Annotated in this window: 19 protein-coding genes; 12 read left to right on the top strand and 7 right to left on the bottom strand. The window is 70.4% G+C overall.

Annotated features, from left to right (window positions below; all coding sequences use genetic code 11):
- Positions 1 to 88 precede the first annotated feature (88 nt).
- A complete protein-coding gene (locus ACZ6CZ_RS07725; RefSeq protein WP_469016217.1) occupies positions 89 to 937 on the bottom strand; it encodes a class I SAM-dependent methyltransferase in 849 nt (282 codons plus the stop codon).
- Positions 938 to 1077: 140 nt separating this feature from the next.
- On the opposite strand from ACZ6CZ_RS07725, the gene ACZ6CZ_RS07720 reads away from it, so the two are divergent.
- Positions 1078 to 1662: a TetR/AcrR family transcriptional regulator gene (locus ACZ6CZ_RS07720; RefSeq protein WP_469016215.1), complete on the top strand. Its 585-nt coding sequence runs from the start codon at positions 1078 to 1080 to the stop codon at positions 1660 to 1662.
- Between the two features lie 664 nt (positions 1663 to 2326).
- Here ACZ6CZ_RS07720 and ACZ6CZ_RS07715 read toward each other — a convergent pair.
- The gene (locus ACZ6CZ_RS07715) at positions 2327 to 3130 is read right to left on the bottom strand and encodes a hypothetical protein (RefSeq protein ID WP_469016212.1); all 804 of its coding nucleotides are present in this window, start codon (positions 3128 to 3130) and stop codon (positions 2327 to 2329) included.
- A 238-nt stretch (positions 3131 to 3368) separates the two neighbouring features.
- A complete protein-coding gene (locus ACZ6CZ_RS07710; RefSeq protein ID WP_469016209.1) occupies positions 3369 to 4400 on the bottom strand; it encodes a medium chain dehydrogenase/reductase family protein in 1032 nt (343 codons plus the stop codon).
- Positions 4401 to 4578: 178 nt separating this feature from the next.
- Between ACZ6CZ_RS07710 and ACZ6CZ_RS07705 the strand changes: the two genes are divergently transcribed.
- Positions 4579 to 5235: a TetR/AcrR family transcriptional regulator gene (locus ACZ6CZ_RS07705; RefSeq protein ID WP_469016206.1), complete on the top strand. Its 657-nt coding sequence runs from the start codon at positions 4579 to 4581 to the stop codon at positions 5233 to 5235.
- An 85-nt stretch (positions 5236 to 5320) separates the two neighbouring features.
- Here ACZ6CZ_RS07705 and ACZ6CZ_RS07700 read toward each other — a convergent pair whose 3' ends face one another.
- A complete protein-coding gene (locus tag ACZ6CZ_RS07700; protein ID WP_469016203.1) occupies positions 5321 to 6313 on the bottom strand; it encodes a LacI family DNA-binding transcriptional regulator in 993 nt (330 codons plus the stop codon).
- A 584-nt stretch (positions 6314 to 6897) separates the two neighbouring features.
- Here ACZ6CZ_RS07700 and ACZ6CZ_RS07695 point away from each other — a divergent pair.
- Both ACZ6CZ_RS07695 and ACZ6CZ_RS07690 read left to right on the top strand, forming a co-directional pair.
- On the top strand, positions 6898 to 8238 hold the full coding sequence (locus tag ACZ6CZ_RS07695; protein WP_469016200.1) for a DUF1996 domain-containing protein: 1341 nt from the start codon (positions 6898 to 6900) through the stop codon (positions 8236 to 8238).
- Complete coding sequence (locus ACZ6CZ_RS07690; protein ID WP_469016197.1) at positions 8214 to 8768, top strand: DUF305 domain-containing protein; 555 nt, start codon at positions 8214 to 8216, stop codon at positions 8766 to 8768. The genes ACZ6CZ_RS07695 and ACZ6CZ_RS07690 overlap by 25 nt, the downstream gene beginning before the upstream one ends.
- A gap of 107 nt (positions 8769 to 8875) precedes the next feature.
- Here ACZ6CZ_RS07690 and ACZ6CZ_RS07685 read toward each other — a convergent pair whose 3' ends face one another.
- On the bottom strand, positions 8876 to 9070 hold the full coding sequence (locus ACZ6CZ_RS07685; RefSeq protein WP_469016195.1) for an antitoxin: 195 nt from the start codon (positions 9068 to 9070) through the stop codon (positions 8876 to 8878).
- A gap of 501 nt (positions 9071 to 9571) precedes the next feature.
- On the opposite strand from ACZ6CZ_RS07685, the gene ACZ6CZ_RS07680 reads away from it, so the two are divergent.
- On the top strand, positions 9572 to 11182 hold the full coding sequence (locus ACZ6CZ_RS07680) for a right-handed parallel beta-helix repeat-containing protein (RefSeq protein WP_469016193.1): 1611 nt from the start codon (positions 9572 to 9574) through the stop codon (positions 11180 to 11182).
- 130 nt (positions 11183 to 11312) lie between these two features.
- Here ACZ6CZ_RS07680 and ACZ6CZ_RS07675 read toward each other — a convergent pair whose 3' ends face one another.
- Together ACZ6CZ_RS07675 and ACZ6CZ_RS07670 are read right to left on the bottom strand one after the other, a co-directional pair.
- A complete protein-coding gene (locus tag ACZ6CZ_RS07675; protein WP_469016190.1) occupies positions 11313 to 11897 on the bottom strand; it encodes a TetR/AcrR family transcriptional regulator in 585 nt (194 codons plus the stop codon).
- Between the two features lie 160 nt (positions 11898 to 12057).
- Positions 12058 to 13485 carry a pre-peptidase C-terminal domain-containing protein gene (locus ACZ6CZ_RS07670; protein WP_469016188.1) on the bottom strand — a complete coding sequence of 476 codons (1428 nt, stop codon included), beginning with the start codon at positions 13483 to 13485 and terminating at the stop codon, positions 12058 to 12060.
- A gap of 278 nt (positions 13486 to 13763) precedes the next feature.
- Between ACZ6CZ_RS07670 and ACZ6CZ_RS07665 the strand changes: the two genes are divergently transcribed.
- The 7 genes from ACZ6CZ_RS07665 to ACZ6CZ_RS07635 all read left to right on the top strand — a co-directional run bounded on the left by ACZ6CZ_RS07665 (position 13764) and on the right by ACZ6CZ_RS07635 (position 21421).
- Positions 13764 to 14705: an ABC transporter substrate-binding protein gene (locus ACZ6CZ_RS07665; protein ID WP_469016185.1), complete on the top strand. Its 942-nt coding sequence runs from the start codon at positions 13764 to 13766 to the stop codon at positions 14703 to 14705.
- A 2-nt stretch (positions 14706 to 14707) separates the two neighbouring features.
- Positions 14708 to 15670, top strand: a complete 963-nt coding sequence (locus tag ACZ6CZ_RS07660) for an amino acid ABC transporter permease (RefSeq protein WP_469016182.1) — start codon at positions 14708 to 14710, stop codon at positions 15668 to 15670.
- Between the two features lie 8 nt (positions 15671 to 15678).
- Positions 15679 to 16431: an amino acid ABC transporter ATP-binding protein gene (locus ACZ6CZ_RS07655; protein ID WP_469016598.1), complete on the top strand. Its 753-nt coding sequence runs from the start codon at positions 15679 to 15681 to the stop codon at positions 16429 to 16431.
- On the top strand, positions 16428 to 17642 hold the full coding sequence (locus ACZ6CZ_RS07650) for a M20 family metallopeptidase (protein WP_469016180.1): 1215 nt from the start codon (positions 16428 to 16430) through the stop codon (positions 17640 to 17642). The genes ACZ6CZ_RS07655 and ACZ6CZ_RS07650 overlap by 4 nt, the downstream gene beginning before the upstream one ends.
- A gap of 115 nt (positions 17643 to 17757) precedes the next feature.
- Positions 17758 to 19053, top strand: a complete 1296-nt coding sequence (locus ACZ6CZ_RS07645) for a cyanophycinase (protein WP_469016177.1) — start codon at positions 17758 to 17760, stop codon at positions 19051 to 19053.
- A gap of 124 nt (positions 19054 to 19177) precedes the next feature.
- Entirely contained in the window at positions 19178 to 20041 is an 864-nt protein-coding gene (locus ACZ6CZ_RS07640; RefSeq protein WP_469016174.1) for a MurR/RpiR family transcriptional regulator, read from the top strand.
- A gap of 225 nt (positions 20042 to 20266) precedes the next feature.
- Complete coding sequence (locus ACZ6CZ_RS07635; RefSeq protein WP_469016172.1) at positions 20267 to 21421, top strand: alkane 1-monooxygenase; 1155 nt, start codon at positions 20267 to 20269, stop codon at positions 21419 to 21421.
- Positions 21422 to 21566: the final 145 nt, after the last annotated feature.

The following is a 21566-nucleotide window of genomic DNA, read 5'->3' as shown; positions in this document are numbered from 1 at the left end:
ATGCACCGCTTCGCCTGTGGTGGCGTGGCGTCCGCGGGACTGGGGCGGACCGGCCCGCGCAACCCGCTCCTGCTCAGGGTCGTGTGAACTACCCGCACCGGTCCGTGCTGACCAGCCACGACGTGCTGCGGAGCCGGACCGTGCCGTCCACCGCCTCGTGGTTGCGCAGATGGTCCGTCAGGATCCGGCGCGCGCCGGCTTGCGCGACCGCGTCGGTCTGCTGCATCAGGTGGCGACCGGGTCCCGATCCCAGCAAGAAGTCCGCCGCGTCCTCGGCTCCGTGCCCCCATGCCCCGTACGCCTCTACCCGGGTGATGGTGATGCCGGTGAAGCCTGCTGCCGTGAGGACGTCGCGGATGCGGTCCGGGGCGGCCAGGGAGAACATGCCGGGCAGTCCCGGCTGCCCGAAGTCGCCGAGCGGCAGGACGTCGCGCAGCGATCGCATGGCTGCCACCCAGTCGTTGAGCGACGCGTCGGCCGGGCAGACGAACGCCAGGCGCCCGCCGGGCCGCAGCGCCCGGCCCACGTTGCCGAAGGCGGCTACGGGGTCGGCGAAGAACATCACCCCGTAGCGGCTGATCGCCGCGTCGAAGGCACCGGCTCGGAAGGGGTGGGCCTGGGTGTCGCCCTGGGTGAAGGAGACGTTGGCGATGCCCTCCCGCTCGGCCCGGGCCCGGGCCCCGGCCAGCATCGGGCCGGAGAGGTCGAGGCCCATCGCGCATCCGTGTGGTGCCCGCAGAGCGGCGAGGCGCGTGGTCTGGCCGGTCCCGCAGCCGAGGTCGAGAGTCCGGTGCCCGCCGGTGATCTCGGCCGCGTCGAGGAGCGGCTCGTTGAAGCCCTCGTTCACGGCGTTCCAGCGGTCCTGGTTGCGGGCCCAGTGGGCGCCCTCGGGACCGTTCCACGCCTGCGCCTGTTCGGTGTTGACGATGTCCGGCACGGATGCCTCCTGCGGCGGAAGACCAGGAATGGGCACTCGCCCAAACAGTATGGGCGTAGGCCCGAACTGGCAATCCCCGCTACGCTGCGGGAGGTTGTGTCCCCTCGGTGGGCGGACGAAGGCGTACGGAAGAGAGGCCCATGTCACCGCGCGGAGTAGCGACGCCGGACGTACGCGAGAAGTTGTTCGCGGCCGCCGAGCGCGTGGTGGAAAGGGACGGACCGGGCGCGCTCACCAGCCGGTCCGTCACCACCGAGGCCGGGTGTGCCAAAGGACTGCTGCACACGCACTTCGCGGGGCTCGACGAGTTCGTGGCCGAGCTCTGCCTCGACCGGTTCGCGCGTACGGCAGCGAGGGCGCGGGAGCTGTCGGGGCTCGCCGGGCAGGGAACCGTGGCACACAACCTGCAGGCCGTCGCCCTGGCGCTGTTCGAATCCGGTGGTCCCGCCATCTCGGGCCTGGCCATGACACGCCCCGCCGCCACGCTGCGCATCCGCGAGGCCCTGGAAGGCGGGGCGCCCGGCTTCACGGCCATTCAAGAGGCCATCACCGGCTATCTGGACGCCGAGCGCGATCGCGGCCGGGTGGCGGAGACCGTCGATCCGTGCACGGTGGCCCTCGCCATCGTCGGCACCGCCCACCACCTCCTGATGACCAGCTGGCCGGGCACACCTGACCCACGGTCGGCCATGACGCGCCTGGTGGCCGCGCTGGTGGACGGCTAGTGCCGTGACCGGAAAGGTGCGCCGGAAAGCTCGCGGCGTCTGGTGGTGGGGGCACCTCCCACGCCGTTCAGGCAGTGGGGAGCATCGCAAGGCGAAGCGTCACCCGCGTACTGGATGTACTCGGGTGACGCGCAAAGCGGTGAGGTGCCGTGCATTCCGTACGGGGTCGTTCTCGGCAGGCGTCCCGCTGGCGCAGGCCATCGGCGAGTTGCCCGGTATCGGCCCGGGCCGTCCGGACGTCGACCTGCGGGGCGAGGGCGTCTTCGTCCGGGTCATCACGCTCACCGACGCGTTCTTCGGGCTGACCAGGCAGGACGTCGAACTGGCACGGGGCATCTCGGCCGTGGCTGACACCCTCTGCCCCTGGAGCACCGCACGCCGCGAGGCCTGCGCCGACGACCTGGCCGAGCACGAGCGGCTGACTGGTCACAGCCGTGCGGCCACTGGTCATGGCCGGCGGTGCGTACGGCATCCCGCCTCATCAGTACCTGAGTCCCGCGGGGACGGTCACGCCCGACGGCTGCTGCTGGAGGAGCTGCCGCCGGGCGAGGTGGCGGTGGCGGCCGGGTTCTGCGACCACGCCCACCTCACCCGGTACCGCAAGAGGGTGGTGGGCGGGCCGCCCGGGCGCTACCGGCTCAGTGCGCGCCGGGAGCGCGCCGGGTCACGTGACGTCGACGTAGTCGCCGGCGGCCGTGGCGCCGCCGGTCGTGGACGTCTCACTGTAGGTCCAGCGCCAGTAGCCGTCCGCGGCCGCGGTGACCGTGGTCTTCAGGTAGCCCGCGGAGTCGGCCTGCACGGTTTTCACCGTGGAGTAGGTGCTGGTGCCCGCCTTGCGGAACTGCAGCCTGGCCGCCTTGCCGCCGAAACCGGTGTAGGTGTGCCTCACCCAGTCCGCGCGGGTGAGCCTGCCGGTCACGGTGATCGCCTTCCCCTTGGTGACGGGCTCGGGCGAGGCGTTGACGGTGGCCTTCCCCTGGCGCTTGACCTGCACCGAGCTGAAGCCGGTCAGGTACTCCTCGCCCTTCAGCTTCTCGTTCGAGTCCCAGACGCGCACCCAGACAGCTGTCTTCCAGGTCGTCGCGTCGCTGTTGGAGTCGAGCCGTGAGCGCGGATCGATGTACAGCTCGCCCTCGCAGTCCGCGGCACGCGGGCCGGCCGCGTTGCAGGCGGACAGGCCCGTGTAGATGCCGCCGGACTCGGCGCCCTTGGCGGCCGTGGTGTCGTGGTACAGGTACGGGAAGGGGGTGACGTCGTCGACGCTGACGCCGGACGGCAGGGACATGTGGAAGGTGAAGCCGGGCCGCACCTCGGCGGTGGTGCCCACGACGATGGACGTGCCGTGGTTGACCACCAGGTTCGACACCGTGATGCCGGTGTCCGCCGCCGCCGCTGACGGCGCGGCGTACGCTCCCAGGGCGAGCGCTCCCGCGAGCGCGACCGCGGAGCCGGATCTGCCTGCGCGCATGCACAACCTCTTGCTGATCGAGTAACCGGTAAGAAACCGGTAAGGACGTGTGTCGCCGCAGGTTAACAGCCGGTGCACGACCCCCGGTTCGAGCCCCCACGCTCCGCTCCCGTCAGCGCCATGGCCGACGGCCGCAACGAGATGTCAGCGGGCCGGCCACGGCGGAACCGTGTGAGGACCTGCACGGCCCGCCCCGGGCCGAGGACCCGGCGAAGCCGAATGCACGCACTGCCGCGCGTCAGGCGTGCAGGACGACCTTTCCGGCGACGGTGCCGGACTCGGCCAGCCGCATCGCCTCGGCGGCCTCGGTGAGGGGCAGTTCGGCGGCGATCCGGGCGGTGATCTCACCGCGGCGCAGAGCTTCGAACACCTCGGTGAGGTCGGCGCGCAGCCGGTCCTGGAAGCGGCCGCGGCTGAGGGCGCGGCCGGCCCACACGTTGAAGAAGTGGGCGCGGCGGCGGTTGGGCAGCGCGTTCCACAGCCATACCCGGCCCACGAGCTTGAGGACGGGCCACTGCTTGGAGCCCTCGTCGTCGCGGGTGGAGGCGCTGCCGTACGAGACGAGCGTGCCGCCGGGGGCGAGGAGGCGCCAGGAGTCGACGATGCCGCGGCCGCCGACGTGGTCGAAGACGGCGTCCACGCCGCCCGGGGCGAGTGCGCGGACGCGGGCGGGGATGTCCTCGGTGCGGTAGTCGATCGGCGTGACTCCCTGGGCGCGCAGTGCGGTGTGGTGGCGTGCGGACGCGGTGCCGATCACATGCGCCCCGGCGGCCAGGGCGAGCTGGACCAGGACCGAGCCCACTCCCCCGTTGGCGCCGTGCACCAGGACGGTCTGCCCGGCGCGGACGCGGGCCTTGCGGTGCAGCATCTGCCAGGCCGTGATGCCGTTGATCACCACGGTCTCCGCCTCCGCCGCGCCGATCCCGTCGGGGACCGGCACCAGGTCGGCGGCGTCGACGACCACATGGCTGGCCCAGCCGCCGACCTTCAGCAGCGCTGCCGCCCGGGTGCCGACCAGACCCGCGTCGACGCCCTCGCCCGCCGCCGAGACGGTACCGACCACGTCGTAGCCGGGGACGAAGGGGAAGGGCGGCTGGTCGTAGTAGCGGCCCCGGCGCATCTGCTGCTCGGCGAAGGAGACGCCGGTGGCTTCCATGCGGACGACCACCTGCCCCGGCCCGGCGCTCGGGACGGCGCCCCGCCGCACCTGAAGCTCCTCCGGCTCGACCTTGCCCGGCAGCACGACCTCGACCATCTCTGCGGCGTTCATGGCGTTCCTCCCTCGACCCGCACCAGATCCGTTAGTGGCTGGCGCTTTCGTTAGATGTTATAACTCCACTGAGGAGTGACGGTCAAGTACGTTCGTAATAGGGTCTAACTCAGGCGGCCGACCAGCCGCTCCGCCGGCTCACGCAAACCGGCGGACACGACAGGGAAGGGACCAGCCCATGGCCGTCGCAGGGAAAGAGACCCCACGCGAGCGCTACCGCACCCAACTGCGGACAGAGATCAAGGAGCGCGCCTGGGAGCAGATCGCCGCCGCCGGGGCACCGGGGCTCTCCCTGAACGCCATCGCCAAACAGATGGGCATGAGCGGCCCCGCGCTCTACCGGTACTTCGCCGGCCGCGACGAGCTGATCACCGCGCTGATCCGCGATGCCTACCGCAGCCTCGCGGACACCATCCGCACCGCCGCCGCATCAGGTGCCGATCTCGCCGGACTCGGGCACGCGCTGCGCACCTGGGCACTCGACGACCCCCAGCGCTACTTCCTCCTCTACGGCACACCGGTCCCCGGCTACCACGCCCCCGACGACATCACCGTCATCGCCTCGGAGATCATGGACGCCATTCTGGACGCCGCCCACCCGACCGCCGGCCCGGCCACGGCCGCGGTGCAGGACACTCCGCTCGAATCCCACCTCGCCGAACACCGGCAGTGGGCAGGTGACCACCCCGCTTCCCCCACGGCCCTGCGCCTCGCCCTCCGCTTCTGGGCCCGCCTGCACGGCGTCCTCTCGCTGGAGCTGGCAGGCCACTTCGCCGGCATGGAGTTCGACCCGGCCGAGCTGTACGAGGACGAACTGCGGCACCTCGCACAGTGAGGGAACGACCACGGCGATCACCCACGCTCGCGTCGGTGACTCCGGGGGCCCCGGGCCGGTTCGGCCTCCCGGTTCGGCACCCGGTTCAGGTCGACTCGCGGATCACCAGTTCGTTCTGCATGATCACCGGCTTCCTGGGGCCGCCCTCGATGAGCGCCAGCAGCAGACGCACCGTGGCGGTCGCCTGGTCGGCCATGGAACTGCGCACGGAGGTGAGCGCGGGAGTGGTGTAGGCGGCGGCCTCGATGTCGTCGAACCCGACGACGGCCACGTCGTCGGGCACCCGGCGGCCCGTCTGGTGCAGGGTGCGCAGGGCTCCGATGGCCATGAGGTCGTTGGCCGCGAACACCGCGTCGAGGGCCGGGTCGTCCTCCAGGAGCTGCCGCATGGCCTCCGCGCCCGAGACCCGGGTGAAATCCCCCAGCGCGACGATCGAACGGCGGCCGGTGTCGCGCAGCGTCGCGCGGTAGCCCTCGAGCCGTTCGCGGGACTCGTACAGGTCCAGGGGGCCCGTGATGGTGGCGATCCGGCGTCTGCCCCGGTCGAGCAGGTGCCGCACGGCCCGCTCCGCACCACCCGCGTTGTCCAGGGCCACGTACGGGACGTCCGTCGCGGCCGTGCGGTTGAAGGACGCGACGGGCAGGCCCATGCGGGCGAGCGCGGCCGGCAGGGGATCCGCACCGTGCAGCGCCACCAGCATGACGCCGTCCACGTGACCCCCCGCCACGTAGCGCTCCACCCGGGCCCGGCTCTCGTCGGACTCGGCGAGGATCAGCACCACGCGTCTGCCGACAGCCTCCAGCTCCCTGCTGACGGTGCGCACCACCGTGGAGAACAGCGGGTCGTCGGACACCACGCCCTTGGGCGGGTCGGAGACGACCACGGCCACGGTGTCCGTGCGGCGGGTGACCAGGTTGCGGGCGGCGGCGTTCGGCACGTAACCGAGTTCGCGCACCGCCTGCATGACGACGTCCCGGATCTCCGGTGCGACGGTGGTCTCCCCGTTGACGACGCGGGAGACGCTCGACTTGGACACGCCTGCCCGGGCGGCGACCACCGCGAGCGTGGGTCGTTTCATCGCCTTCCGATCACCGGTGCCCGGTCCTGCGGTCCAGGGAGCGTTCTCCCTCAGCATGACCTCGGCCGGATCCGCCTGTCAACGCTGCTCCGGAGCAGCCCCGTTGGGGGAGTCCGCCGGCGACGGGTCGCTCCCCGTCGCCCGTCGGCGGGCGGCGTGCACGCCACCGCGGTGGATCTCAGAAACCGTTCCCTCAGCGGAGCTGTGCGTCGACGGTGTTACGGGACCGTGTCCCAAAGCCTTGACAGCCCTCTCGGACCAGCTCATCCTCACCACTCAGGGAGCGCTCCCTCACCCTTCCCCCACGGAGGAGTCGCCCGTGCATCCCCTGCTCCGCCGCGTCGGCTCATCAGCCGGGGTCGCGGCCCTCCCGCTCGCGTTCCTCTCCCTGCCCACGCGCCGCCCCACCCCGCCGAGACCTCGGCAAGGACATGAAGGGGGCCTGCTTCAGCGACGCCGTTGCTGATCCTCCGTCAGGTCCGGTCCGTGACAGGAGCAGCGCGGACCGGACCGCATCCCCACCCGTGCTCGACCCACTCCCCCGAGGACGTGACATGCGCAGACTCTCCTTTCATCTCCATCCCGTGTTAGTCGGGGCACTGGCGCTCGCTCTGGCCGCCGCCCTCGGCATCACCCTCGGCGCCCCTTCCGCGCGGGCCGCCACGGTCACCGTGCAGGCCGAGTCCTACGCGGCCCAGTCCGGCGTCGGCCTCGAGGCGACCGGGGACACGGGCGGCGGGCAGAACGCCGCCTACCTCGCCGACGGCGACTGGATGCGTTTCGACCAGGTCGACCTCGGGGCCGCCGGCCGCCTGACGGTGTCGGCGCGCGTCGCCTCCGCCACGGGGAGCGGTTCCGTCGAACTGCGCACCGGTTCCCTGACCGGCCCCCTCCTCGCCGTGATCCAGACCAGCCCCACCGGGGGCTGGCAGACCTGGGCGACCCGCAGCGCCGACGTCACCACCCACCCGACCGGTCCCCAGACCGTGTTCGCCGTGCTGCGCAGCAGCACGCCCGGTGACTTCGTCAACGTCAACTGGTTCTCGTTCGTCAACGGCGGCGACGACCCCGCACCGGGCTGGGTCGACATCGACCAGGCGAAGTGGCAGGCCCAGCTGACCCAGTTCCGGGCGATGACCCCGGCGCCGGTGCCCGCCAACGCCGTGCGCGTCCCGGAGTTCAACGCCACCTGCACCTACAGCCACTCCCGGCCGGACGACCCGATCGTCGCCCCGGGCCTGCCCGGTGCGTCCCACATGCACAGCTTCTTCGGCAACAAGAGCACCGACGCCTTCACCACGGCCCAGAGCCTGCTGGGCAACGCGGCGACGAGCTGCACGCCCGCCAAGGACCTGTCCGCCTACTGGATCCCCACGCTCTACGAGCGGAGCAAGGCCGTCGAACCCGACGGAATGATCGTCTACTACGGGTCACGGCTGCCCGACCCCACGGCGACCGTGCCCTTCCCGCAGGGTTTCCGGATGATCGCGGGCAACGCCAAGTCGCAGGTGGCCACGCCGGCCGGCTCGCCCAACCAGTTCTTCTGCGCCGGGCCGGGCGGTGAGACCGGCCGCAGCGCCGACGGCAACTGGCCGCTGTGCGCCCCCACCGCCAAGCTGGTGTACCAGCTGGTCTTCCCGGACTGCTGGGACGGTAAGCACCTCGACAGCCCGGACCACAAGTCGCACGTCGCCTACACCTACGACGGCAAGTGCAGCGGCGCCTACCCGGTCGCCATCCCCTCGGTCTCGTTCGTCATCAGCTACCCGACCAGCGGGAGCGCCGACGGGTTCACCCTGGCGTCGGGCATGGCGTCGTCCATCCACGGTGACTTCTTCAACGCCTGGGACACCGCGGCCCTCGGGCAGCGCGTGAAGGACTGCATCGTGCAGAGCGCCAAGTGCAACTCGGCCGGGACGTTCTGACCCGGCGGACGGCGGCCGCCCTGTTCCTGGGACTGGCGGTCGCCGGCTGCACCACGCAGCCGGCGGCCGACCGGAGCACGCCGGCCGCCTTCAACGCCACCGACACCGCGTGGATCCAGCTGATGATTCCCATGGACGAACGAGCCGAGCTGCTCACGAACCTGGCGCCCACACGCGCCGGTCGCCCCGCCCTGGCCGGGTGGTCGGCGGAGGCGGGAAGGAGCCTGGAGGACGAACTCGTCCGCCTTCGCCGGCTGCTGGAGCGATCGGGCGTTCCCGACACGCGTCCCCACGAGGGTCACACCATGCCGGGCATGGTGCCCCTGGACACCGTGCAGCGGGCGAAGACCATGACCGGGGCGGACTTCGACCGCCTCGTCACCCGGAGCCTGCGGGCCCATCTCGTCCAGGTGCGCCTGCTGGGTGCGGGCGAACGCACGTCGGGGAGCGCCGAGGAGGCGAAGGACCTCGCCGCTGAGATCGAGAGGAGTTCGGCGGAGCAGATCACCCGACTCGACGGCATCCGGTGACGGCGGGCGGTGTCCGCCCCTCGCGGCGGCCACCGTCACGCACCGTCCGGACACGGCCCGGCCCCGGCGCTGTGCGCGCCGGGGCCGGGCCGTGTCCGGAATGAGGGTCAGCGCTCCGGCGTACCGCTGCTGCCGTAGGAGCGGCGGACCGCGTCGGCGGCCTTGTCGGTCTGGGCGTCGTACGTGTCACCCGTACGCTCGTCGACCAGCCGCTCAGCGCCCGCGACACCCTTGTCGGCCTGATCGGGGTGACCCTTGGCCAACTCCTTGGCCTTGTCCGCCATGTCTCCCAGCTTGCCCATGCGTACCTCCCACGAATATCGCGTGCGTCGTACCGAGACGCAGGTACCCACCAGGTCTGCTGCTACGCCGACTCCACCGCATGTCGCTCGCCAGCTGATACTCCGTCAGAAGGTTGACAATACGTCCTCCCTTGCGTGCGAATCGGCTTTCTGTCAACGTCACTCACGCAACTCGCTCCTCAACAAGCCCACTTGGGGAAGACACCGCGAGTAGGCGGCATCACGGCAGAGGCTGCCGACGTGCCACGTCCGCGAGCCGGTACCGGCCGGGTCCGGACGATCGCGCGACGCCGCGCGCCGCCGAGTGAACCGAGTCCGCGCGGAGCACACGGCATTGATCGCCGTGTCCGCGCCGGACGCGACGTTCTGTCTGCGAGGCGGGCTCGCCAAGCGGTGTCCCCTCACACCGACCGCTCGTGAGGTCTCACGCTGCCGAAGAGTTCACAGGTCCCCGCCGGGGCGAAGTGACGTCCGCGTGAGCATCTCGAAGAAGAGGCAGTAATGGAACGCACAGGCGTACTCGCAGTGTCCGTACTACTCGCCGGTTCGGCGATCCCCCTGGGCCTCGCCGGTTCGCAGACGGCTCAGGCCGCCTCCCGCACGTACTACGTCAGCCCCAGCGGCTCCGACGGCAATCCGGGTACGTCGCCGGCCTCGCCGTTCCGCACCTTGCAGAAGGCCGCGGACTCGACGGCTCCGGGCGACACCGTCTCCATCATGAACGGGACCTACACCGAACGCCCGGGCGGCGCGGACGTTCTGGTGATCTCCCGCTCCGGCCGGTCCGGAGCACCCATCACCTTCCAGGCGTACCCGGGACACCATCCCGTCATCCACCCCGTCACGGCATGGAACGGCATCCGCGTCAGCGGTGCCTCCCACATCGCCGTCCGCGGGCTGGAGGTCAAGGGCAACAACGCCGATATCTCCCTCTCGGCCGCCGTGCGCGGCGCCAGCACCACCGACGGGACGTACAACACCAACTGCATATCCGTCGACGCGAACAGATCGACGGGCGCACGGTCCCACCACATCGTGATCTCCGGCGACACCGTGCACGACTGCGCGGGCGGCGGCATCAGCGCGGGTGACGCCGACTACGTGACGATCGACCGCAACCACGTGTACGCGAACGCGTGGTACAGCGTCTTCGCCAACAGCGGCATCTCGATCCTCGCCGCGCGGGACATCGACCGGGGCGACCCGGGCACGTACAAGATCCGCGTCACCGGCAACGTCGTCCACGACAACGAGACGAAGGTGAAGTGGGAGCGCTGCACGTGCTATTCGGACGGTAACGGGATCATCATCGACACCCTCAAGGACAAGGCGAAGTCCGGGGCGAGCGGACCCGACTACCAGGGACGGGTCCTGGTCGCCAACAACGTGTCGTACGACAACGGCGGATCGGGCATCCACTCCTACAAGAGCCAGCACGTGGACATCCTGTACAACACCGCCTACCGCAATGGCCGCAGCACCCGCATGAACAGCTACGCCAACATCTTCGCTCACGACAGCAAGGACGTCAGGATCCTCGACAACGTCTCCTACGGCCGTCCCGGCCAGGCGACGAACTCCAGTGGCCTGAACGTCCACGTCACCTACGACTACAACGTCTACTACGGCGGCCGGGCCCCCGAGGTGAAGGGCCCGCACGACATCATCGCCGATCCCAGGTTCGTCAAGCCCGGCAGCGGTGCCGGAGCCGACTTCCGGCCCGGCAAGGGCTCCCCCGCCATCGATTCGGGCACGTCGATGCCCGGGGTCACCACGGACATCGCCGGAAACCGCCGAACCGGCGCGGCCGACCGCGGGGCGTACTCCGTCACGGCGGACGGTACGGGCACCGGCACGGCTCCCACGGCGGCGGCCCAGGACAGTGGCTCGTCGCAGAGCCACGGTTCCCAGGCCACCGGACGTGCGGGCGGTCGGGCGGCGGGAGCTTCGGCCGAGCCGGGCACCGGCCGGCACAACGACGCCCGGCCCGCCGGGGACAGCCAACGGCTGGCCCACACCGGTACCACCCTCGTCATGCCTCTCGGCCTGGGCGCCGGAGCACTGGCACTCGGTGCGTCGATCTTCTTCCTGCTCCGCCGCAAGCGCGCCTGACCTCAGGCTCGCACCCCCGATCCCCGCTACCCGGGCACCCCTCTCCCTCTCCTGCCCGGGTAGCGGACCCCGGCACGCGCTCGATCGCCGTGTGCTCATGGGCCCGGCGGTCAGGCAGAGGCTAGACACGTCACGCGGACTTCACGACCGTCCCCAGCACCGCGCAGGCCGCCCGGGCCACTCGGACGGAGGCTTCCCCCGGGTCCACCGCCGGCAGCAGCATGTGGCTGACGGCAAGGCGGACGACGATGTCCGCCGCCTCGTCACGGCGGCCTTCCGACGCCCCTGGTACGACCTCGCCGAGCCAGGCCGCCACCAGGCTCCACGCCTGGGAGAAGACCGGCTCGGGCCTGCTGGTGAGGAACGGCAGCAGCGCGTCGGTGCCCCCTCGGGCGGCGGTCACCACGGCCCGGATGAAGGGGTTGCGCGCCGCTTCGGCCAGGGCGTGCCCGACGCCGGCTTCCAGGGCGGCGGCGACGTCGTCGTGGTGGCCGGCCAGCACGTCGGCGATCTCCGTGAGAAAACGCTCCGTCTCACGGTGCACCAGCGCCGTGCCGATGCCGGCGCGATCACCGAACTCGGCGTAGATGGAGGGACGGGACACCTCCGCACGCTGGGCGAGATCGGCCACACGGACCCGGTCCCAGCCGGCCTCCGAAGCGAGTTGCCAGGCCTCCTCCAGTACCCGGGCACGCATCTGTCTGCGCCAGGCCACCCGAGGCGGGTCAGGCGGCTGCGCGGTGGTGGGCCGGGCAGGGGGGAAAGGAGATTCCGATCGCATGCGGTCAGTGTGCGACAGGCCCGTCCCACCCCGCAGCCGGATGCCGTGCCCTGTGCGGTTCACCTGGCACCGCGCCCGGCGGGACTGCCGGGAGTCAGCTCTTGGTGAGTGTGCAGGTGTAGGTCTCGCCACCCGAGCCGCTGTACGCCTCGCGATCCAGGTAGTACGTGCCGGTGCCGGACGCCGTCCTGGTGAACGTGAGGGATTCCGCCGTGCCCGCGCCGTTGTTGACGGAGCGGGCCAGGGAACTGCCGTTCGCGTCCATGAGGTACAGGTCGGCGTCGTAGGTGGACGGGACGGAGCACTGGACGGAGGCGCGCTGCCCGGAGCTCAGGCTGATCCTGAAGTAGTCACGGTCGGTGGCGGACTTCATGGTGCCGGTCAACGTGAGGGGCGGCGCGACCGTTGTGGCGTCGTCGGCGGTGCTCCGGGAGTCGTTGGGCTCGCTCTCGCCGACAGCCGTCCCGCCTGCCGGTCCGCAGACCTGAGTGGTTCCGTCGTACAGGTTGGCGTCGGGGACGCCGTTGACGACACTGCGACGGTAGTAGCCGCAGGCCGGCCGGTTCCTGAAGTCGAAGGTGGAGCCGGGCGTGAGCCGCCAGATCTTGTAGTCGGAGAAGGTCAGGGCCTTGCCGGGAGCGGCCTGCTCGGGCTGGTGGTCGCCGAGGACGACGTAGGCGTTCTGCCCGTACTCGGTTGCGGTGCCGGGGTTGTCGATGAACAGGGAGCCGCCGCCCTGTTCGACTCCGATCCCCCATGCCGCCCCGTTCGTGGTGAGCCCGTCCTTGATGGCACGTGCCACGAAGGCCATGGTGCGTCCCATCCGGTCGCGGGTGACGAAGTGGGAGTCGTTGATGGTGTCGGCGTAGTCGGGCCAGGTGAACATGCCGGTCGTGAAGCTGATGGTCGACCTGTAGGGGTCGGCCAGGGCTTCCGCGCTGGTGACGCTGCCCTTGCAGGCGTCGTAGACGATGGAGCTGTTGATGTGGGTGCCGGCGCTGCCGCCGCCGGAACCGCCTCCCTTGGCGATCACGGATTCGACGGACGCCTCCAGTGGCGTGCCCTTCCAGGCGGCGTAACGGCACTGGTCGCCGCCGGCGAAGTACACGAACTCGGCGTTGCGCACGTCGGTGTTGAGCTGCGTGCTGCCGGCGTCGGATGCCGCGGTGAGGGTCCATGTGGTGCACGAGTTGACTCCGGGCAGCCGCATGGTCGCGTCGCATTCGGGGGTGGCGCTGCCGGAGGTGGGCGCCGAGCCTGCCAGCACGACGACGTCGAGACTTCCGGTGGACCCGCGGATCGCGTCGACCGCCCGTGCCATCGTCTCCGGTACGACCGCTCCGTCGCCGTTCATGGTGAAAGCGGGTCCGCCCCAGCCCGTTCGGCTGACGTCGGCGGCGCTGCCGAGCCGGACGCGGTCGGCGGCAGCGTGGGCGGGCTCTGCCGCATGGATCGTGCCGGTGACGGCGAGAAGGGTGATCGCGGTCGGCGTCGCCAGTCTGCGCAGGACGTACAGGGTCATCGGTCCTCCGGAGCGAGTGCGCTTGAGCGGGTACTGAAACATACAAGCCGGACCGGCGGCCGGGAATATGTAAGAAGTTGCAGCTTTCGAACTGGACGAGCTGCAGACGCAAAGTCCAGCTGGAAAAGGACCGTTGGCGAGGACGAGGTGTCGTCGGAGCGGATTCCCCTGCACGTAACGTGCGATACATCTGGTCAATTCCTGCGGTCGCGTGTAACTTCCAGGTGCGGCTGACGGCGAGGTCCGTCGGCATCGACGTCCTGAGGAGTACGACCGTGATGAAAACTCGTCCGCCCCGCCGCCTGGCCGTCGCGGTCGTCGCCACTACCGCCCTCGCCTCGCTGTCCGCCTGCTCGGACGACGAGAGCACGGCCACCGCTGACAAGGTGTCCGTGGCCGGGGCTACGGTGGTGAGAAGTCAGTCCTTGCACGACACGCTGCCTGACGCGATCAAGAAGTCGAACACGGTCCGCGTCGCCACCGATGTGCCGTATCCCCCCTTCGAGATGTTCGTGAGGGAGGGCGGCAGCGGGCTGACCGGCCTCGACTACGACCTCGGCCAGGCGCTGGGGGCCAAGCTCGGCGTGAAGTTCGTCTTCACACCGCAGAAGTTCGACGGCATCGTCCCCGCGCTTCAGGCGGGGAAGTTCGACGTGGCCATGTCCGCCATCACGGACAACAAGGAGCGGCAGCGGGTCGTCGACTTCGTCGACTACTCCCGGTCGGGGTCCGGCATCCTCGTCACCGACGGCAACCCTGAGAAGATCGGCACGCTGTCCGATCTGTGCGGCAGAAAGGTCGCGGTGCAGGCCGCCACCAATCAGCTCACGCTGCTCAAGTCCCGCCAGGCCGCCTGCACCGATGCCGGCAAGGGGAAGATCGACATACAGACCTTCCCCAAGGACTCCGACGCCCAGCTCGCCCTGCGCTCCGGCAAGACCGTCGCTCAGGTCCTGACCAAGCCCGCGGCCGGCTGGACGGCCAAGACCGCGGACAGCGGAAAGGCCTTCGACCTCGTCGACGACCCCACGGCTCCAGGCGGCTACCACGCCTCCCCCAACGGCATCGCGGTCTCCAAGCGGTTGCCGGAGCTCACGACCGCGATCCAGAAGGCCCTCCAGACCCTCATCGATGACGGAACCGTCGCGAAGATCTACGACAAGTACGGGGTGGCCTCGATCGCCGTCGACGAAGCCACGAAGAACGCGGCGGTCGACTGAGGATGACCGACACCACATCGCCCACCCGCTCCCTCGGCGCCCTCGGCGGCAGTGACCACGAGATCCAGATCGTCCCCGTGCGCCATTACGGCCGATGGATCGCCGCCGGTGTGTCCATCGCCGCCCTGGCGGGGCTGATCGGTTCGCTCGCGAAGAACCGCAACCTCCACTGGGACGTCATAGGGCACTACCTGTTCACCGGGTTGATCTTCGACGGTCTGACCACCACCCTGTGGCTGACCGCGGCGGCCATGGCGGTCGGCCTCGGCCTCGGGACCGTCATCGCCGTGATGCGGCTCTCCACGAATCCCGTACTGCACGCCCTGGCGACCCTCTTCGTCTGGGTCTTCCGGGGCACTCCGCTGCTGGTACAGATCATCTTCTGGGGATACGCGGCCGCTCTCTACAAGAACGTCCTGATCGGCATTCCCTTCACCCACATCACCGTCTTCCAGGCCGAGACCAACTCCCTGCTCACCCCCGCGATCGCCGCCCTGCTCGCGCTCGGACTCAACGAAGCCGCCTACGCCTCGGAGATCGTGCGCGCCGGCATCCAGTCGGTCGACCCCGGCCAGACCGAGGCCGCCCACTCCCTGGGCATGGGGCCGGCCCTGACCATGCGACGCGTCGTCCTGCCGCAGGCCATGCGGGTGATCATCCCTCCCATGGGCAACGAGACCATCAACATGCTCAAGATGACCGCCCTGGTATCGGTCATCTCGGCCCACGACCTGATGTCCAACATCCAGGACGTCTACGCGCAGAACTACCAGGTCATCCCCATGCTGGTGGTGGCCAGCGTCTGGTACCTCGCCCTCGTGACCCTGCTGAGCGTCCCGCAGACCTGGCTGGAGCGCCGGTACGGCCGCGGAGCCGTGCACTCCGGCCGCACCTCCCCGCTGCGGCGTCTGCTGCGGGACGCCGCGGGCCTGGGCCGTACGCGGAGCAAGGAGACCGGCCGGTGAACGCTCCCATGGTGCACGCGCGCGACGTGCGCAAGCAGTTCGGCAAGCTCGAGGTCCTCAAGGGCATCGACCTGCTCGTCGAACGCGGCCAGGTCTGCTGTCTGCTCGGACCGTCAGGTTCCGGCAAGTCCACCTTCCTGCGCTGCATCAACCACCTGGAGAAGGTCGACGGCGGGAAACTGACCGTCGACGGCGAGCTCGTCGGATACCGGCAGCACGGCAACAGGCTGCACGAGCTGCGTGAAGCCGAGGTCGCCGAACGCCGCCGGGACATCGGCATGGTCTTCCAGCGCTTCAACCTCTTCCCGCACATGACCGCACTGGAGAACGTCACCGAAGCCCCCGTCCGTGTGCGGGGTCTCTCACGGGCCGACGCCCGGGAACAGGCCCGGCTCCTGCTGCGGCAGGTCGGCCTCGACGACCGCGCCGGACACTACCCCGCCCAGCTGTCCGGCGGGCAGCAGCAGCGCGTGGCCATCGCCCGGGCCCTGGCCATGAAGCCGAAACTGATGCTGTTCGACGAACCGACCTCCGCGCTCGACCCCGAACTGGTCGGTGACGTCCTCGATGTCATGCGCCGCCTGGCGGCCCAGGGCATGACCATGGTCGTGGTCACCCACGAGATCGGATTCGCCCGCGAAGTCGGTGACACGGCCGTCTTCATGGATGAGGGCGTCGTCGTCGAGGCGGGCGACCCCAAGCAGGTTCTGGTCGAACCGGAGCAGGAGCGTACCCGCACGTTCCTGTCCAAGGTCCTGTGAGCGCCCCACCGCGGAACCGGTCCGGCACCGCCGAGCTGCTTGCCCTCGCCCGCACCCGCCACAGCCGGTATCTGACCGACCTCGCCGACCTCGTGGCCATCGACTCCGGCTCCTACAGCCCCGAGGGCGTCAACGAGGTGGCCGACTGGATCCAGACCCGACTCGAACGGCTCGGATTCACCATCGAACGGATCCAGCACCCACAGCCCGGTCCGACCGTCGGTGACGTCCTCCTCGCCCGCAGACAAGGGCGCCTCACCGAGTCCGAGGGCGGCAGACGGATCATGCTCGCCGCGCACATGGACACCGTGTTCCAGGACGGAACCGCCGCCCAGCGGCCCTTTCGCATCCGCGGGCGCACCGCGTACGGGCCAGGAGTGAGTGACGACAAGGGGGGCCTGCTGGCAGGCCTGACCGCGCTGGAGATCCTGGAGGAGCAAGGCGCGCAGCGGTATGCGGAGATCGTGTTCCTGGCGACACCCGACGAGGAGATCGGGTCACCGGCCAGCCGTCACGTCACGGAAGAGGCGGCGCGGGGCGTGCACTACGCCCTGGGGCTCGAGGGCGCCCGGGAGAACGGTGACCTCGTCATCGCCCGCAAGGGCGTGGCCGACTTCCGCGTCATCGTCACCGGCCGCGCCGCCCACGCCGGCATCGAACCCGAACGCGGCGCCAATGCGGCACTGGCCGCGGCCCATCTCGTCGTGGCGGTGCAGGCCCTCAACGGCCGGCGCGATCACGTCACGGTCAACGTCGGAGTGGTGCGCGCGGGCGACCGCTCCAACATCGTCTGCCCCGAGGCGGAACTGCGCGTCGAAGTCCGAGCGGACACCGAGGCGGGTATCCAGTGGGCCGGGCAGGCGATCGAGGACATCGCGCGGTACCCGGCCGTGCCCGGGACCTCCGCCCGCGTCGAACAGATCGACCTGTGCCCGCCGATGGAGGACACCGCCGCCTCGCGGCGCGTCCTGGAGCGAGCCGTGAACGCGGCAGCGGCTCTCGGCTTCACGGTCGGTGCCGCGGCGACCGGCGGGGTGGGCGACGCCAACCTCATCGCCGGCCAGGGCGTGGTCGTGCTCGACGGACTCGGACCCGTCGGCGGGGCCGATCACACCCCCCAGGAGTGGCTCGACATCGACAGCGTGCCCCAACGGGTGGCGTTGCTGGCCGCACTGGTCCGATCCCTCGGCGACGCGAACAGCGGCGGCTGAACGTCCTCAGCCTCTGAGCAGCAAGCAGTTCGGTCCGGCCGTACGCCCGTCAACGCGCCCACGGCCGGGCGCCCTCTCGACCGGCCACCCGTGACATCGACAACCCGGAGACACCATGAGCGCTGCCACAAGCACACGACCCAGCATCGTCCTGGCCGTCGTCACCGTCCTGGCCACCACGTGCGCCGCCGTCCCGGCCGCCCAGGCCGCGCACCGCGCCCTACGACCGGCCTCCGGGTCCCTGGTCCTCGTCGGCGGCGCACTGAACAGCGACAACGACGAGATCTACGGCGAGATCATCCAGCGCGCCGGAGGAAGCAAGGCCCGCATCGGTGTCCTCACCGCCGCTTCCGTCCCCGAGAGCCAGGACCCTGACGCGGCCGACCCGGACAAGTGCTCCAACTCCGCCTGCAACGGCGCCTACTACGCCTCCCTCTTCAAGGAGCACGGCGCCGCCGACGCCCAGTGGATCCCCGTCGATCTCGACCACCTCGACAACGCCGACTCGGACGCCATCGTCGCCCAGGTCAACACCATGACCGGGTTCTTCTTCGGCGGCGGCGACCAGTACCGCTACGTCACGACCCTGCTCCACGGCCACCGGCACAGTGATTCAGCGGTACTGGCCGCCATACGCGCGAAGCTCAGCCACGGCGCGGTCGTCGCCGGATCCTCCGCCGGCGCCCAGATAGCCGGCGGTCCCGACATGGTGACAGGCGGCGACTCCTACGAAGCGCTCAGGGACGGCAGCACGGCCGGCTACTTCGACGACCCGGCCCGTCTCGGTTACCTGCCCGAAGGCGGATTCGGCTTCCTCGCCTCCGGCCTCGTCGACACCCATACCGGCGCCTCCGGCCGGGAAGGGCGCGCCCTGCGCCTGGCCACCGACACCGGTCATGACCGCGTGTACGCCCTGGACGAGAACACGGCCCTCGTCGTCGACAGACCCGGAACCGGCCGCGAGGCCATCACGGTCCTGGGTACCAACGGCGTCGGCATCCTCGACCTGCGAGGCGCACACGCCGCGGACGGCAGGAGGGGGTGGAGCCTGAGGAACGCCCGCTACACCTATCTCACCGACGGGGACCACTACGACCCTCGCCGGTGGCTCGCCTCACCCAAGCCGGACAAGCAGCGCCTGATCCCGCGGACCGACGCTCCCGTCCCCGGCAATCACGATGTCTTCCACTCGCCGGCGAACCCCGCGGGCACCGCGTACTCGTTCCGCACCACGGCCCGGGACCTCGCCGCCACCCGGGCCCAGCGCTCCGCGGTCTGCACCACCTACGAAACCGGTCCCGCATTCCGCGTCACCCTCACCAAGAAGCCGGGCTTCACAGCCTGGACCGGCCACCCCGGCAACGCCGCGTCCACGCTCATCGGCATGCGCGTCGACGTCGGAGCCGAATGAACCACCGGACCCGTACGCCGTGACGACGGGAGGCGAGTGCCGCGAAACCCACCGGGCGGCCTCGCCTCCCGACCAGCGGCTAGGCTTTGATCGCGCACCGCGCATGCTCCGAGAGGACACCGCCATGGCCCCCGGCACACTCGCCGACGACATCCGCCAGAAGCTGGGCGACTTGAGCCCCGCCGAACGCAAGGTCGCCCGCGTGCTGCTGTCCTCCTACCCCTCCAGTGGGTTCGAGACCATCGCCATCATCGCCGAGCGCGCGGCCGTGAGCGCCCCCACCGTCCTGAGATTCGTGGCACGACTGGGCTACAGCGGTTTTCCCGAGTTCCAGGCCGCCCTGCGAGCCGAACTCGACCAACGCGGTGCTTCTCCGCTGGCCGTGTACGAAGCCACCGAGGACGACGCGAGCGACGACTCGGCAACCGGTCTCCTGGCCCGCAGCAGCAGGCTGTTCAGCCACGCCGTCACCCAGACGCTGGCCGAAACCCCGGCGGCGGACCTCGAGGCCGCCATCGCGCTGCTGGCCGATCGTAAACGACGCATCACGCTCGCCGGCGGACGCTTCACCCATCTCCTGGCCCAGTACCTCGGTCTGCACCTCATGCAGTTGCGGGAGGACGTGCGCTTCCTGCCCGAGCGTGACGTCGAGCGCACCGCCGCCCTCACCCAGCTCACGCGCAAGGACGTCGTGATCGTCTTCGACTACCGCCGCTACGAGGAGGACAAGCTGGCCATAGCCCAACTCACCCAGGAGGCCGGCGGAAAAGTCATCGTCTTCACCGACACCTGGCTGTCGCCCACGAGCGCCCACGCCCACGTCGTGCTGCCGAGCCAGGTGTCCACACCCTCCCCCTACGACAGTCTCGTCCCCACTCTCGCAGTGGTCGAGACGGTCGTCGCCGGCGTCATCAACGCACTCGGTGAAGAAGCACATCGCCACATGAAGCACACCGAGGACACCGCCCGCCGCGTCGGTCTGCTCTGACCCTGCGGCCGGCCCGGACGCCGCGGCCCCGAAAGCCGGACCTGCCCGTCCGCGGCACCTGTGCGACGACCCGCGTCAACTGACGGACCATCAGAACATTGACACGGCGCCGCCTTTGTCAGCCGAACGGGTCGACTGCCAGTCTGTCACTCCCCCTCCATCGCGTGCTTCCACCCTCGCCCGAGCAGAGGGGCGCAAGCCCGCACAGACGTAGGAGCTGACGCCATGAACCGTGACGCCGACGACGTTTCCTGGCGGGACCCCAAACGCCTCTGGTGGCCGCTGGCACTCGCCGTCCCGACCCTGCCCTGGCAGGCCGGCGTCCTCGTGCACCTCACCGGTGTCACCGCGTGCTGGTGGTGGGGGCCGTTCTTCGCCTTCGCCCTCGTCCCGCTGCTCGACCTGGTCACCGGCACCGACGGGGCGAATCCTCCCGAGGAGGCGATGAAGCGGCTCGAACGGGACCACTACTACCGGTGGTGCACCTATCTGTATCTGCCGCTGCAGTTCGCGGCCCTCGTCTGGGCGTGCCGGCAGTGGGCCGACGGCGGCCTCGGCGTCACCGGCTCGACCGGGCTGGCGGCCACCACCGGTGTGGTCGCCGGGGTGGCCATCAACACCGCCCACGAACTGGGCCACAAACGCGAGCGGCTGGAGCGGATACTCAGCCGTCTGGCACTCGCCCAGAGCTGCTACGGGCACTTCTACGTCGAGCACAACCACGGCCACCATGTGCGTGTGGCGACACCGGAGGATCCTGCCAGCTCCCGCCGGGGAGAGAGCGTGTGGCACTTCCTGCCCCGGACGGTCGCGGGCAGCGCGCGCTCGGCATGGTCGCTGGAGCGCCGCCGGCTTCGGCGGCGGGGACGACGTACCTGGAGCCGGCACAACGACGTCCTCACCGCCTGGGCGCTGTCCGCCGTCCTCTTCGGCGCACTGAGCGCGGCCTTCGGACCTGTGGTGCTGCCCTGGCTGCTGCTGCAGGCGGTCCTCGGCGTCGGCCTCCTGGAGACGGTGAACTACCTGGAGCACTACGGCCTGCTGCGTCAGCGGCGGTCGGACGGCCGTTACGAACGGGTCACCCCCAGGCACAGCTGGAACAGCGACAACACGGTCAGCAACCTCTTCCTCTTCCAGCTTCAGCGGCACTCCGACCACCACGCCAATCCGCTGCGCCGCTATCAGACCCTGCGCCACTTCGACGAGGCACCGCAGCTGCCCGCCGGCTACGCGGCCATGATCGTCCTCGCCTGGATCCCCCCGCTGTGGCGCAAGGTCATGGACCCGCGACTGCTGGCGCACTACGGCGGCAACGCCGCGTTGACCAACAGCAGGACACCCTTCAGCCGGCGGTCACAAGCCGGGGTCATGGCTCCCTGATCTCCTGATGCAGCCGCTGGGTGACGCCCCGGCGGGCCGACCAGCCCCGTGGCCCGGTTCGGGCCCCGGCGCGAGTGTGCGCACCTCGGACATGCGCGCCAAGGGTGAATCAACCCGATGTGTGAGTCGTGCGGAGCTGAACGCT

The organism is Streptomyces sp. NPDC041135 (genome assembly GCF_055592085.1).
Note: the sequence above shows the minus strand (reverse complement) of the source record. Positions and strands in the feature narration are given on the sequence as shown.